Below are 12,031 nucleotides of genomic sequence, written 5' to 3' on the forward strand. Positions count from 1 at the left end.
GACAGGAACCAGTTCCTGTCTCTTTTTGTTGCCGGAGGCGCTGTCGACCCCGAGGGTGCCTCGACCCATCTCGAGAGGACCCCATGAACACGGTGCTGGACCGGTTACGCCGTACCACCGACTCCATCGTCGGCGAGGCCGACCTGAGCGAACGGCTGGAGTCCGGGCGGCCGCTGCGGATCAAGTACGGCGTCGACTGCACCGCGCCCGACCTCCATCTCGGCCACGCGGTCAACCTGTGGATGATGCGGCAACTGCAGGACCTCGGCCATCAGGTCGTGTTCCTGCTCGGCGACCTGACCACGCGGGTCGGCGACCCGACCGGCCGCTCGGAGACCCGGCCGGTGCTGACGCCGGAGGAGATCGAGGCGAACGCGCAGTCGTTCCTCGAGCAGGTGTCGCTCGTGCTGCGGACGGACCCCGCGGTGTTCGAGGTACGCCGGAACTCCGAGTGGTACGACGCGATGCGCGTGGCGGAGCTGTTGAGTCTGTTCGCCCAGGTCACGCACGCACAGCTGATGAGCCGGGACATGTTCCGGGACCGGGTCGCGGCCGGGCGGGAGATCGCCGTCCACGAGCTGATCTACCCGGTGTTGCAGGCATACGACAGCTTCGCGATGCGCAGCGATCTCACCATCGTGGGCTCGGACCAGTTGTTCAACGAACAGCTCGGGCGGCATTTCCAGCAGCGGCTCGGCGCCCCGCCGCAGGTGGTGATCACGACGACGATCACGCCCGGCATCGACGGTCGCGCCAAACAGTCGAAGTCGCTGAACAACTACATCGGCCTGACCGACAGCCCACGGGACAAGTTCGGCAAGCTGATGAGCATCCTGGACTCGCTGGTCGAGCCGTACGCCCGTGTCTACACCGAACTGCCGCTGGAGACGGTCGCCGCGCTCGAGGCCGCCGCCGCGCACGGTGGTCCGCAGGCCCGCGACGCCAAGCTCCGGCTGGCCGCCGCGGTGGTGACGCGCTACCACGGCGCGGGTACGGCGAAGGCCGAGCTGGATGCGTTCCGGCGAACGTTCTCCGACCGCACCCAACCGGAGGACATCCCGGAGCTCGTCGTCACCGACACTGTCGCGACCACCTTGGACCTGCTCCTCGCAGCCCGGCCCACCGACAGCAAGTCCGAGCTTCGCCGCCTCATCCGCCAGGGCGCCGTCACCATCAACGGCATCCGCGCGGACGACCCGCTGGGAACCGTCGATCTGACCGCCGACGTAGTGCTCAAGTCAGGTGCCCGCACCTGGCACCGAATCAGACGACACTGAGCGGGTGGAGATGAAGACGGTCGAGGCGCTGGTCAGTGTCGGCGACAGGTATGTGGGGCGGGCGCCGACGTTCGACGTGGAGCCGGCGTGGTGGTCGGAGGTCGAGGGGATCACCCGGAAGCTCGATCACTTGCTGGGCGTCCGGACGGTCGTCCTGCGGCTGGTGCAGGCGGATGCGGCTGTCGTCATGCGCGGTGGGCGGGTGGTGTATCACGTGCAGGCACTAGGGGAACCGCGTCCCGGTGTGCTGGACGAGACGCCGTACGACGGATGGGGCGCGATCGTGGCGCCCCATCCGCTCCGGGCGACCTGGGCCGAGGTCGATGGCCCGACCCGCTTGATCGAGTGGGCGCAGAGCATCGTCGGACCGCTCGATCCCGGGCAGGTGAAGACCTGGAACCTGTCGTGCCTGATCCGCTTCCCGGGCGCCTGGGCGAAGGCGACGAGCCGCTTCTGCAGCATCGACGCCGACATCATCGAACACATCCACCGGTACGACGGAACCCTCGCACCGACCGTGCTCGCCACCTCGGCCGCCGACCGCTGGTCTCTGCTCGCCCATGCACCCGGGATCGACTGCTGGGAACCAGATCGGCCGACGATCGAGGACGTGGTCGGCCGGTGGGTGGCCGTCCAGGCAGCGCTCGCCGGCGAGGTGGACGACCTCGACGCACCCGTCCTGCGGCCGGCGGAGCTCGCGGACGAGGTGTCGCGGCTGCTGACCGTCGTCGAGTTGTCCGACGACGCCGTACTCGACGTCAAACGCCTGCTCACGACCCTGCCCACGATCCTCGGCGAACTCGACGCGGCCGGTCTGCCGATCACGCTCGTGCACGGCGACTTCCATCCGGGCAACTGGCGCTCGGACGGCACCAACCGCGCGATCGTCGACTGGGCGGACAGTTTCGTCGGCCACCCGGCCACGGACATCCAGCGCCTCCGTGGCTGGCTGCCCGCGGACCAGGGCAACCACGCGGTCGAGATCTGGTCGGAGGCCTGGAAGCAGCAGCTACCGGACAGCGATCCGCGGCGCGCGCTCCGCCCGATGACCGTGCTGGGCCGGCTCGTCGGCGCGGTCATGTATCAGCGGTTCCTCGACAACATCGAGCCTGCCGAGCGCATCTACCATGCCGACGATCCACGGGCCGAGCTCCAGGCCGCCGTCGAAGCTATGCGGGCTTGCGGCTGGTGACCAGCCAGGCGGCCGACGGGAAACTGACGCCTCCCGGCGTGAAGTGCTTGACGAGGGTCCTTCGCAGGTTGGTGATGGCCCGGGTGCGGGTGTCGGCGTCCACATCGGAGAGCATCCAGCCCAGGACGCCGAGAACGAAGGCTTCAGCGGTACGGACGTCCGGACCCCAGTACATGGACTCCTTCACGGGCTCGCATTCCGGGACGGCGAAGCCTGCTGCGGTCAGGATGTCGGCCACTCGCGTCGGGTCGGCGAAGGCGAACGGGCTCGGTGCGCCAGGGGGCGGCGTGGGGGCGACCCGGCCGGCCGCGAGGGCGGTGGTGAGCTCGGTGAACCACGGGTTCTGACTGGGCGCCTGCCACACCAGGAGGGCGACCTGCCCGCCCGGCCGGATCGCCCGCGCCAGGTTGGTGAAGGCCGCGAGCGGATCCGCGAAGAACGTGCACCCGGTACGGCTCAGCAGCACGTCGTACGACGTCGGCTCGAACATGTGCACCTGGGCATCGGCCTGCAGGTACGTCGCATTCCCGACACCCGTGTCCCGGGCCCGGCGGGCAGCGGCCATCAGCATCGGAGACGAGAGGTCGACGCCGAGCGCCGTACCCGATCCGGCCAGCCAGGCCGCGGCGCGGGTCGTACTGCCGGTGCCGCAGCCCACGTCGAGCACATGATCGCCGTCGCGGATCCCGGCCGCCCGCAGCAGCCAGTCGTCGTAGCGTTGCAGGCTGTGCTCGAACAGGTCCGCCTGGTCCGCCCAGAAGACTCCTTCCGCGGTGTCCCAAGCCCTCAACTGGTCCTCGTTCGCGGGGGCGACCCACGCGGTGCCGGTGCTGGTCATCCTGATTCCCCTTCCGTTGCCTGCTCTACGGATCAGCGACGGATCCGGTTCAGCGCACCTGGGATATGGGACGCTGTCCGCGCTGATCCGAGGAGGGCGAGATGACGATCCTGATCACCGGAGTGACCGGCAACGCGGGCGGGGCGGTGGTGCAATCCCTGGCAGCCGAGCAACTCGCGGGACGCGCACTGGTCCGCAAGGAGACCGCGCTGCCGGACGGCATCGAGCCGGTGTACGGCGATCTCAACCAGCCGGACACGTTCGTCGACGCGCTCGACGGCGTCACGGGGATCTTCCTGCTCAGCGGTTACGACCGGGTCGAGGAACTGCTGGCCAACGCCGTGCGGGCCGGTGTTCGGAAGGTCGTGCTGTTGTCGAGCAGTTCGCTCGACGGCGCCGATCTGTCGAACGCGGTCGCCGCCTATCACCACGCGGCCGAGGAGGCGGTGAAGGCGTCGGGGCTGGAGTGGACCTTCCTGCGGCCGAACTCCTTCATGTCCAACACGCTGCGGTGGCTCGACCAACTGCACGCGGGCGACGTCGTCCGGGTCCAGTTCCCCGAGGTGCCGGTCGCCACGATCCATCCACGCGACATCGCCGACGTCGCGGTCCGCGCGCTGCAGGGTGCGGAGGACGGTTCGGTCCTGCGACTCACCGGGCCTGTCGGGCTCACGCCGGTCGAGCAGGTGGAGATCCTCGGCCAAGGCATCGGCCGTCCGCTGACGGCGTACCCGATGAGCCGTTCGGAGACGCACGACGCGCTGTTCGCGTCGATGCCACCGCCGTACGCGAGCGCGATCGAAGGCTTCTTCGGCGACGGCACCATCGACGAGACGTCGGTCAACGACACAGTCGCGAGGGTCTCCGGGCACGCGCCGCGGACGCTGCAGGAATGGGTCCGGGAGAACGCGGTCCTGTTCGCCTAAACCTCGTTGGTCAGCGTGGCCGCCTTGCGTAGCAGTACTGAGCGTTCGCGCTGGTTGGTGCACAGCCGGGCTGCCAGCTCCAGCTCGGCGCGCGCTTCCGGTCGCCGTCCGAGCCGGGTCAGCAGCTCACCGCGGACAGTCGGGACCAGATGCGAACCGGGGAGCCGGTCCGAGGCGATCAGCTCGTCCACGATGGCCAGGGCCTGCGCCGGGCCTGAGGCCATGGCCACGGCGACGGCCCGGTTGAGCTCGACCACCGGCGAGGGCGCGATCCGGCCGAGTGCCTCGTAGAGCACCACGATCCGGTCCCAGTCGGTTGCCTCGACCGAGGGCGCCGCCGCGTGGGTGGCGGCGATCGCGGCCTGCAGGCCGTAGGGGCCGAGGCCTCGAGTCGATGCCTTGGCCAGCGCGGCCAGCCCACGGCGGATCGCCGAGATGTTCCATCGCCGCCGGTCCTGGTCCTCGAGCAGGACCGGCGAGCCGTCCGGGTTGGTCCGGGCCGGGAAGCGCGCGGCCGTCAGCTCGCACAACGCGAGCAGGCCGTGCACCTCCGGCTCGTCCGGCTGCAGCGCGGCCAGTGTGCGGGCCAGCCGGATCGCCTCGTACGCGACGTCGGGGCGCAGCAGCCCCTCGCCCGACGTGGCCGTCGACCCCTCGGTGAAGATCACGTAGATGACGCTGAGTACGCCGCCCAGCCGCTCCCGGCGCTCGGCGGCCGGCGGCAACTCGAACGGCACCCCGGCCGCCGCGATCGTCTTCTTCGCCCGGGTGATCCGGGCCTGCACGGTCGGCACGGGGACGAGGAACGCGCGGGCGATCTCCTCGCTGGACAGGCCGGCGACCACCCGCAGGGTCAGCGCCACCCGGGCCTCGCGGGAGAGCACCGGGTGGCAGCTGACGAACATCAGCGCCAGCACATCGTCATCGATCCTGTCCGGATCGATTTCTTCGTCAACCGCCGAGTCGAGCGCCACGTCGGCCGCCAGCAGGGCGTACCGGTCCTTGAGCGCGGCCCGGCGGCGGATCGCGTCGATCGCCCGCCGCCGGGCCGTGGCCATCAGCCAGCCGGACGGACTGGCGGGAGCCGAGAGCGGCCACGACACCAGCGCCTCGGCCACCGCCTCCTGGGCCGCGTCCTCGGCCAGCCCGAAATCGCCGGTGAACCGGGTCAGCGCGGCAACGATCCGCGCCGACTCGATCCGCCAGACGGCCTCGACCTCGGCCGTGTCCATCAGCTCTGGCCGCTGCTCTCGCGCGAGGCGCCTTCCTTGACGAACTTCCCGCTCTCCTCCGGAACCTCGTCCTCCCCAGGCACCCGGCGGATCTCGACCTTGGACCCGGGAGCCGCCGGAACCCGCTTGGCCCACTCGACCGCCTCCTGCTTCGAGGCGACATCGAGCAGGAAGAAGCCCCCGAACAGTTCCTTGGTCTCCCCGTACGGCCCGTCCGTGACCACCGGGGCCTCGCCGTCGAAGTGCACCACGACGCCCTTGCGCGGATCGTCCAGCCCTTCGGCCCCGACGTACACACCGGCCTTGGCCATGTCCTCGATGAACACGCGGGTCGCGGTCATCATCTCGTCGATGTTGGCCATCATGGCCGCGTTCGACTCGTCGGTGCCCCGCATGATCAGCATGTACTGCGCCATCGCGTTCTCCTCATCCGACGGGGCCGCGTCTCGGCCCTCGCACCCCCAGGTCGAACGAGCGGCCCGCGGATCGACACGGCCTCGGAGATTTTTATCGTCGCAGATGTTGTGAGCGAGTAGCGTCGCCCGTGAGGAGGTTTCGCGGTGAGACGGTTGGCGGAGCGGGTACGGCTGCTGTGGATGTCGCTGCATCCGCGGACACGCGCGCTGACCGTGCTCGCGCCGTTCATCGCGCAGTACCACGCCATGACCGGCCAGGACCTGACCAACCGGGTCCTCGGCGACAGCGTCATGCTCGGCCTCGCCGCGATGTACGGCGCCCTGCCACGCGCGGCCGAACAGAGCGCGGAACGCTGGCTGACCGAATGCTCTGCCGCGGTGGACCGCGCGCAGAACACCAACTGGCAGCTCAACCAGCACGCCAACGACCTCCTCCCGGAGGTCTCCGAGGCGATCTGGCGTCGCCTGCACTATCTCGATTCAGGAGGCGGACGCGCTTAGTGCGGCGACGTACTCCGTCCCGCTGCAGAGGCTGCCGAAGCGCGGAAAGACGTAGGACAACGCGAAGTCGTGGGCGTCCTGATCCAGGCCGGTCATCGCGTCGGTGATGTACACGGTCTCGTAGCCGAGGTCGTCCGCGCCGCGCCCGGTGGACTCGACACCGAAGTTCGTCGCGATCCCGGCCAGCGCCACGGTCCCGATGTCCCGTCGCCGGAGCTCCTCGTCCAGACCGGTCCGCCCGAACGCGCCGACCGTCCCCTTGACGATCTCCACGTCGCCCGGCTGCGGGGCGAGCTCCGGTGCGAACCCACTCCCGTCGGGCTGGGAGCCGACGCCCGGTCGCTCGACCCGGACGTTCACCACCAGCCCTCCGACCGATCGCGTGGCCTTCGCCAGCGCGACGCACCGCTCCAGCACCTCAGGCCCACTCAGCGGCGCCGTCTCCAGCGCCACGATCCGCGGCATCAGATCGATCAGGACGAGCGCCGTACGACGAGGATCCAAACTGAGCGTGGTCACACCGCCGAGCGTAGGCGATCTGGTCCTCGCCCTCAGCCGACCTCCTGTCCGCAGGCCGGGCCCGCTGATCGTGATCATTGCGCGGAGGGCCAGACTGGGTCCCGGCACACAACTTGAGACTGCGGGAGATTCGATGAGTTCTGCCAACGCCCAGATCGCCGTCACCGGCCTCGCGGTGATGGGCCGCAACCTGGCCCGGAACCTGGCGCGCAACGGGTTCCGTGTCGCTGTCCACAACCGGTCGCAGAGCCGGACGGACGCCCTGATCGAGGAGTTCGGCCACGAAGGCGAGTTCTTCCCCGCCACCGACCTGCCGGCGCTGGTCGAGTCGCTCGAGCAGCCGCGGAAGATCATCATCATGGTCAAGGCAGGCGAACCGACCGACGCGGTCATCGACGAGCTGGTCCCCCTGCTCGACGAGGGCGACATCGTCGTCGACGCCGGCAACGCGCACTTCCTCGACACCCGGCGCCGGGAGACCGCACTGCGCGAGAAGGGCCTGCACTTCGTCGGCAGCGGCGTGTCCGGCGGCGAGGAGGGCGCGCTGAACGGCCCGAGCATCATGCCGGGCGGATCACCCGAGTCGTACGCGGCGCTCGAGCCGATGCTGACCAAGATCTCCGCGCACGTGAACGGCGAGCCCTGCTGCGTGCACGTCGGTCCGGACGGCGCCGGCCACTTCGTGAAGATGCTGCACAACGGCATCGAGTACGCCGACATGCAGCTGATCGCGGAGGCCTACGACCTGCTCCGGCACGTGCTGGGGCTGTCCCCGGCCGAGCTGGCGGACGTGTTCCTGGAGTGGAACAGCGGCGACCTGGAGTCGTTCCTGATCGAGATCACCGCCGAGGTGCTCAGCCAGGTCGACCCGACGACCGGCGGCCCGTTCGTGGACGTCGTGCTGGACCAGGCCGAGCAGAAGGGCACCGGGCGGTGGACCGTCCAGTCCGCCCTCGACCTCGGCATCCCGGTCAGCGGCATGGCCGAGGCCGTCTTCGCCCGGTCCCTGTCGGGTGACGTCGTACGGCGATCCGCCGCGGCCGGCGTACTGCCGGGGCCGGCCACGCCGAAGGTGGATGTGGACCGGGACGCGTTCGTCGACGACGTACGGCACGCGCTGTACTCGTCGAAGCTGGTCGCGTATGCCCAGGGCTTCGACGCGATCCGGGCCGCCAGTGAGCAGTACGACTGGAACATCGACCTGGGTGCGATGGCCACCATCTGGCGCGGCGGATGCATCATCCGGGCCCGCTTCCTGGACCGCATCAAGGAGGCGTACGACCGGAACCCGGATCTGCCCTCGCTGCTCGTCGACGACTACTTCAAGGAAGCAGTCGCCAACGGGCAGGAGGCCTGGCGCCGGGTGGTCGCGACCGCGGCGGCGGTCGGCGTACCGGCACCAGGCTTCTCGGCATCACTGTCGTACTACGACGGACTGCGGGCGGAGCGGTTGCCGGCAGCGCTGATCCAGGGTCTGCGCGACCTCTTCGGAGCGCACACCTACCGGCGTACCGATCGTGAAGGCACCTTCCACCTGGAGTGGTCCGGCGACCGCTCCGAAAGCACCCAGTAGACCGCGAGCGCTGCGACGCACAGGAACCCAGCCGCACCGAGGCTGGCCACGTTGAATCCGTGGACAGCCCCGGAGTGCGCGGCTACGGTCCCGGCGACTGTGCTGAGCAGCGCCGTACCGAGTGATGCACCAACCTGCTGTGACGTCATCACCATGGCACCGGCCACCGCACTGTCGGGGCCGGCGCCGAGGGTGGCAGTGCTGTTCGCTGTGACCAGCACCCATCCGGTCCCGAGACCGACCAGGAAGAACACTGGCAGGACGTGGAACCAGTAGCTGCTGTCTGCTCGCAGAAGGCCCAGCAGCGCTAGTCCTGCCGCGATCGTCAGCAGTCCTGGGCAGATGAGCGAGCGCACTGGTGCTTTGGCCAGTAGCGGGCTCACCGCGCGCACTCCTGCCATGAGACCGACGGTCAGCGGCAGAAAGCTCACGCCGGCTCGCACCGGTGAGTAGTGCCGGATGTTCTGCAGATAGAAGGTCAGGAAGAACAGGGCGGCGAACATGCCGATGGCCAGGCTGAAGACCGCCAGATACGAGCCGCCGCGCCGGCGATCCAAGACGACTCTCAGCGGCAGGAGCGGCGTTCTCACCCGCGTCTGGGTGCTGATGAATGCAACGAGCAGGACGACTCCAGCTATGACTGACCCGAGCGTTGTGGGCGCACCCCAACCATCCGGCTCTGCTCTCGCGAACCCGTAGGTGAGAGCCATGAGGCCGACCGTCCCCAGAACGGCGCCCACGACGTCGATCCGCACACCTGGCACCCGCGGCACAGGGCGCACGGCGTAGATAACTCCGGCGGCGGCCAGTGCGGCAACCGGCAGGTTGACGAACATGCACCAGCGCCAGTCGAGGTACTCGGTGAGCACTCCACCCACCAGCACACCAAGACCCGAGGCACTGCCCATCGCGGTGCCGTAGATGCCGAATGCCTTGCCGCGCTCGGCCGGCAGCGGGAAGGACGCCGCGAGCGTCGCCAGCACCGCGGGGGTCAGCAGTGCGCCTGCCGCACCTTGGAGGGCGCGACCGGTGAGCAGCATCTCCGGACCCATCGCCGCACCGCCCAGTGCCGACGCAGCGGCGAAGCCGGTCAGTCCGATGAGCAGTGCGCGTCTGCGGCCGATCAGGTCGGTCATCCGGCCGCCGACCAGCAGCAGACCGCCGTACCCGAGGGCGAAGACTGTGATCACCCACTGGCGCGTGGGGTCGGACATCTCAAGCGACCGCTGCACGGACGGCAGGGCGATGTTCATGATCGTCAGGTCGATGCCGATCATCAACTGGGCGGTCGCGACGGCGGCCAGTGCCCACCACCGCCGTACGTCCACTGGCACCTCTGTGGTGGTCACTAGAACATCCCGTTCTGGTTGGCGGCGGTGTCCGGGACGGGCTGCATCACGTCGTACACGTGGGCGACGACGTACTCGCCGTCGGCGCTCCGGGGGCCGTGCTGCACATAGCGGCTGCCGATGAGGCCGGCTGCCTGGTCGAAGTCCTTCTGGTTGAGGCCGATCTCGTCGACGGTCTGCTTGTTGCGTTCGAGGGTGTGGTCCATGCATCCGTTCCTTAAGTGAACAGCTGTAGTGCTACGACTGTAGGGCAACGTGTGTTGCAATACAATGGGATTCATGGACGCGACCACACCTGCAGCCCGGAGCCGGAATCGCCGGGGACAAGGGGAACTGCTGCGGCGCGACATCATCGACGCCGCCGTGCGGATGCTGAACGAGCTCGGCGACGACGAGGCGCTGTCACTGCGCGCCGTCGCCCGCGAGGTGGGGATTGCGGCGACCTCGGTGTACATCCACTTCGCCGACCGGGACGAGCTGGTCTTCGCCGCGCTCGAGCAATGCACCGCCGACCTGATCCGCGACCTCGACCAGGCCGAGGCAAGCGGCGGCGACGATCCGGTGGAGCGGCTACGGGCGCGGCTGCTGTTCCTGGCCAACTGGACGAGCGAGTACGCCGGCCTCTACAAGGTGCTGCACGAGAGCACGCTGAACCGGCGGATGCATCTGGTCTTCAAGGCCGAGCTCTCAACCCGCGCGACCGCGGCCGTCCAGCGCTGCATGGACGCCGGCCTCGCGCCGGCCGGCGACGCCGCCACGGTCGCGTTCGACCTCCGCGCCGCTGTACACGGCGCGGTCTCGATCCGCATCAACGAGCCGGAGGCAGACCTTCCGCCGTTGCGGGATCAGATCGACCGCTTCCTGGTGAGGCTGGTCGGCGTGCGCGGCTGACTTTGCGCGGCGGGGTTGCGCGGCTGGGTTTGCTGGAGAGTCGAACGTGTGTTCTAATAAACTCTCAGCGCCAGCCCGCTCACTGCGGGCGATGTTCAGAAGGAGATCGCCGCAACGATGACCGTAGACACTCTGGCAGCAGAAGCGCCGTCCACCGACGCCGACACTCCCGAAGCCTTGGTCCCTTCCCCGGAGAGCACAGCGCCCGACGCTTCCTCTGCCGCTCCCGTCGAGGAGAAGCCCAAGAAGGCTCCCGCCAAGAAGGCGGCCGGCAAGAAGACCAAGACCCTGGAGCTGACCCTCACCGTCACCGGCACCGCCGACGGCGAATGGCACGCCGAGCTCAAGCAGGGCACCACCTTCCTCGCCCGCAACCTCGCCGTCGCAGCCGCCGCCGTCTCCCGCGCCGCCAAGGAACTCCACGAAGACCTCTCCACCCCCATCGACGAGGTCATCGAAGAAGCCCGCGCCCAGCAAGCCGCCAAAGTAGCCGCCCTAGAAGCCCAACTAGAAGCCGCCCGCAAAGCCCTAGCCGACCTCGACTAACCCCCACCGGCCAGCCCCCGCCCCAACCGCGGTACGCACCCCACCCACCGCCCCCGCGCACCCCGCCCCCACCCGCACACCCGACCACCCGCGCCCTGAGCCGATCACGCGGCCCCAACCACCCCGCGCCATCCGCCCACTCACGGGGACCCACCCCGGGAAGCCGCACCACGGCGCGAACCGACCACCCCACGCATGCCGCGCCAGGGTGCGGAACTAACCGGCACTCACCACACCAAGTCGCAAACCGACCACCCGGGCTCACCGCACCACGTCGCGAACCGACTCCTGGCTCACCGCACCACCTCGGGAACCGACCACCCCGGGCTCACCGCACCACAGGGCCGGACCCAAGCACCCCGCGCCCCAAACACTGCACGGGGCCCGACCAGCGACCCGGTCGTCTGGATCAACCCGCTCGCCCGGGTCCGATCCGCTCAGACGTGCGGGATTCCCAGCGGCTTGGCCGGTGGCCGTCCACCTTCCCTGGACGACCACCGGCCAAGCCCACCGTTGCCCAAGGCAACACTCAGCGCCCCGACACCCGGCTGACCGTAGTGCCATGCGGTGACATCTCAGAACCGGCAGCCAGCCGACCAGTAACCGTGGCAGTGAGAAGCGTCGTACTAGCGAGGACCGCCACCAATGTCCAACGAGCTGCAGTGTTGCTCATGCCCAAATCGTCCCGCCCCCACCCACCCCACCGGAACACCCGGCCACCACTTTCAGGGCCCACTCCGGGCCCCTCTCCGGCAAACTCCTGACCCCGCA

Annotated in this window: 13 protein-coding genes; 7 read left to right on the forward strand and 6 right to left on the reverse strand. The window is 69.3% G+C overall.

The window, feature by feature from the left end; all coding sequences use genetic code 11:
* Positions 1–83: 83 nt before the first annotated feature.
* Both tyrS and OG876_RS03715 read left to right on the forward strand, forming a co-directional pair.
* A complete protein-coding gene (gene tyrS, locus OG876_RS03710) occupies positions 84–1,277 on the forward strand; it encodes a tyrosine--tRNA ligase (RefSeq protein ID WP_328523321.1) in 1,194 nt (397 codons plus the stop codon).
* A gap of 10 nt (positions 1,278–1,287) precedes the next feature.
* Positions 1,288–2,469, forward strand: coding sequence for an aminoglycoside phosphotransferase family protein (locus OG876_RS03715; RefSeq protein WP_328526852.1), 1,182 nt, complete (start codon positions 1,288–1,290; stop codon positions 2,467–2,469).
* On the opposite strand, the gene OG876_RS03720 is transcribed toward OG876_RS03715, so the two are convergent.
* Complete coding sequence (locus OG876_RS03720; RefSeq protein WP_328523322.1) at positions 2,447–3,307, reverse strand: class I SAM-dependent methyltransferase; 861 nt, start codon at positions 3,305–3,307, stop codon at positions 2,447–2,449. The genes OG876_RS03715 and OG876_RS03720 overlap by 23 nt on opposite strands.
* Before the next feature lie 101 nt (positions 3,308–3,408).
* Here OG876_RS03720 and OG876_RS03725 point away from each other — a divergent pair, with 101 nt between their 5' ends.
* The gene (locus OG876_RS03725; RefSeq protein WP_328523323.1) at positions 3,409–4,233 is read left to right on the forward strand and encodes an NAD(P)H-binding protein; all 825 of its coding nucleotides are present in this window, start codon (positions 3,409–3,411) and stop codon (positions 4,231–4,233) included.
* On the opposite strand, the gene OG876_RS03730 is transcribed toward OG876_RS03725, so the two are convergent.
* Together OG876_RS03730 and OG876_RS03735 are read right to left on the reverse strand one after the other, a co-directional pair.
* Positions 4,230–5,465, reverse strand: coding sequence for an RNA polymerase sigma factor (locus OG876_RS03730; protein ID WP_328523324.1), 1,236 nt, complete (start codon positions 5,463–5,465; stop codon positions 4,230–4,232). The two genes, OG876_RS03725 and OG876_RS03730, sit on opposite strands and share 4 nt — an antisense overlap.
* Positions 5,465–5,881, reverse strand: coding sequence for a YciI family protein (locus OG876_RS03735; protein WP_328523325.1), 417 nt, complete (start codon positions 5,879–5,881; stop codon positions 5,465–5,467). Before OG876_RS03735 ends, OG876_RS03730 begins: the two co-directional genes overlap by 1 nt.
* Positions 5,882–6,025: 144 nt before the next feature.
* Here OG876_RS03735 and OG876_RS03740 point away from each other — a divergent pair, with 144 nt between their 5' ends.
* Positions 6,026–6,382, forward strand: coding sequence for a hypothetical protein (locus OG876_RS03740; protein WP_328523326.1), 357 nt, complete (start codon positions 6,026–6,028; stop codon positions 6,380–6,382).
* Here OG876_RS03740 and OG876_RS03745 read toward each other — a convergent pair.
* On the reverse strand, positions 6,362–6,901 hold the full coding sequence (locus OG876_RS03745) for an isochorismatase family protein (RefSeq protein ID WP_328523327.1): 540 nt from the start codon (positions 6,899–6,901) through the stop codon (positions 6,362–6,364). The genes OG876_RS03740 and OG876_RS03745 overlap by 21 nt on opposite strands.
* A 133-nt stretch (positions 6,902–7,034) precedes the next feature.
* Here OG876_RS03745 and gndA point away from each other — a divergent pair, with 133 nt between their 5' ends.
* A complete protein-coding gene (gene gndA / locus OG876_RS03750) occupies positions 7,035–8,474 on the forward strand; it encodes an NADP-dependent phosphogluconate dehydrogenase (protein WP_328523328.1) in 1,440 nt (479 codons plus the stop codon).
* On the opposite strand, the gene OG876_RS03755 is transcribed toward gndA, so the two are convergent.
* Both OG876_RS03755 and OG876_RS03760 read right to left on the reverse strand, forming a co-directional pair.
* The gene (locus OG876_RS03755; RefSeq protein WP_328523329.1) at positions 8,402–9,823 is read right to left on the reverse strand and encodes an MFS transporter; all 1,422 of its coding nucleotides are present in this window, start codon (positions 9,821–9,823) and stop codon (positions 8,402–8,404) included. The genes gndA and OG876_RS03755 overlap by 73 nt on opposite strands.
* Complete coding sequence (locus OG876_RS03760; protein ID WP_328523330.1) at positions 9,823–10,029, reverse strand: hypothetical protein; 207 nt, start codon at positions 10,027–10,029, stop codon at positions 9,823–9,825. The genes OG876_RS03755 and OG876_RS03760 overlap by 1 nt, the downstream gene beginning before the upstream one ends.
* Before the next feature lie 73 nt (positions 10,030–10,102).
* Here OG876_RS03760 and OG876_RS03765 point away from each other — a divergent pair, with 73 nt between their 5' ends.
* Positions 10,103–10,714, forward strand: coding sequence for a TetR/AcrR family transcriptional regulator (locus OG876_RS03765; RefSeq protein ID WP_328523331.1), 612 nt, complete (start codon positions 10,103–10,105; stop codon positions 10,712–10,714).
* Positions 10,715–10,831: 117 nt separating this feature from the next.
* The gene (locus OG876_RS03770) at positions 10,832–11,260 is read left to right on the forward strand and encodes a DUF6319 family protein (RefSeq protein ID WP_328523332.1); all 429 of its coding nucleotides are present in this window, start codon (positions 10,832–10,834) and stop codon (positions 11,258–11,260) included.
* The last annotated feature ends 771 nt before the right edge of the window (positions 11,261–12,031 follow it).

The sequence above is a fragment of the Kribbella sp. NBC_00359 genome, assembly GCF_036097425.1.
Classification (GTDB): Bacteria; Actinomycetota; Actinomycetes; order Propionibacteriales; family Kribbellaceae; genus Kribbella.

What these genes read in the sequence shown, in the direction of transcription:
- tyrS (WP_328523321.1), top strand. Translation starts at nt 84, where the DNA reads ATGAACACGGTGCTGGACCGGTTACGCCGTACCACCGACTCCATCGTC.
- OG876_RS03715 (WP_328526852.1), top strand. Translation starts at nt 1,288, where the DNA reads ATGAAGACGGTCGAGGCGCTGGTCAGTGTCGGCGACAGGTATGTGGGG.
- OG876_RS03720 (WP_328523322.1), bottom strand. Translation starts at nt 3,307, where the DNA reads ATGACCAGCACCGGCACCGCGTGGGTCGCCCCCGCGAACGAGGACCAG.
- OG876_RS03725 (WP_328523323.1), top strand. Translation starts at nt 3,409, where the DNA reads ATGACGATCCTGATCACCGGAGTGACCGGCAACGCGGGCGGGGCGGTG.
- OG876_RS03730 (WP_328523324.1), bottom strand. Translation starts at nt 5,465, where the DNA reads ATGGACACGGCCGAGGTCGAGGCCGTCTGGCGGATCGAGTCGGCGCGG.
- OG876_RS03735 (WP_328523325.1), bottom strand. Translation starts at nt 5,881, where the DNA reads ATGGCGCAGTACATGCTGATCATGCGGGGCACCGACGAGTCGAACGCG.
- gndA (WP_328523328.1), top strand. Translation starts at nt 7,035, where the DNA reads ATGAGTTCTGCCAACGCCCAGATCGCCGTCACCGGCCTCGCGGTGATG.
- OG876_RS03760 (WP_328523330.1), bottom strand. Translation starts at nt 10,029, where the DNA reads ATGGACCACACCCTCGAACGCAACAAGCAGACCGTCGACGAGATCGGC.
- OG876_RS03765 (WP_328523331.1), top strand. Translation starts at nt 10,103, where the DNA reads ATGGACGCGACCACACCTGCAGCCCGGAGCCGGAATCGCCGGGGACAA.
- OG876_RS03770 (WP_328523332.1), top strand. Translation starts at nt 10,832, where the DNA reads ATGACCGTAGACACTCTGGCAGCAGAAGCGCCGTCCACCGACGCCGAC.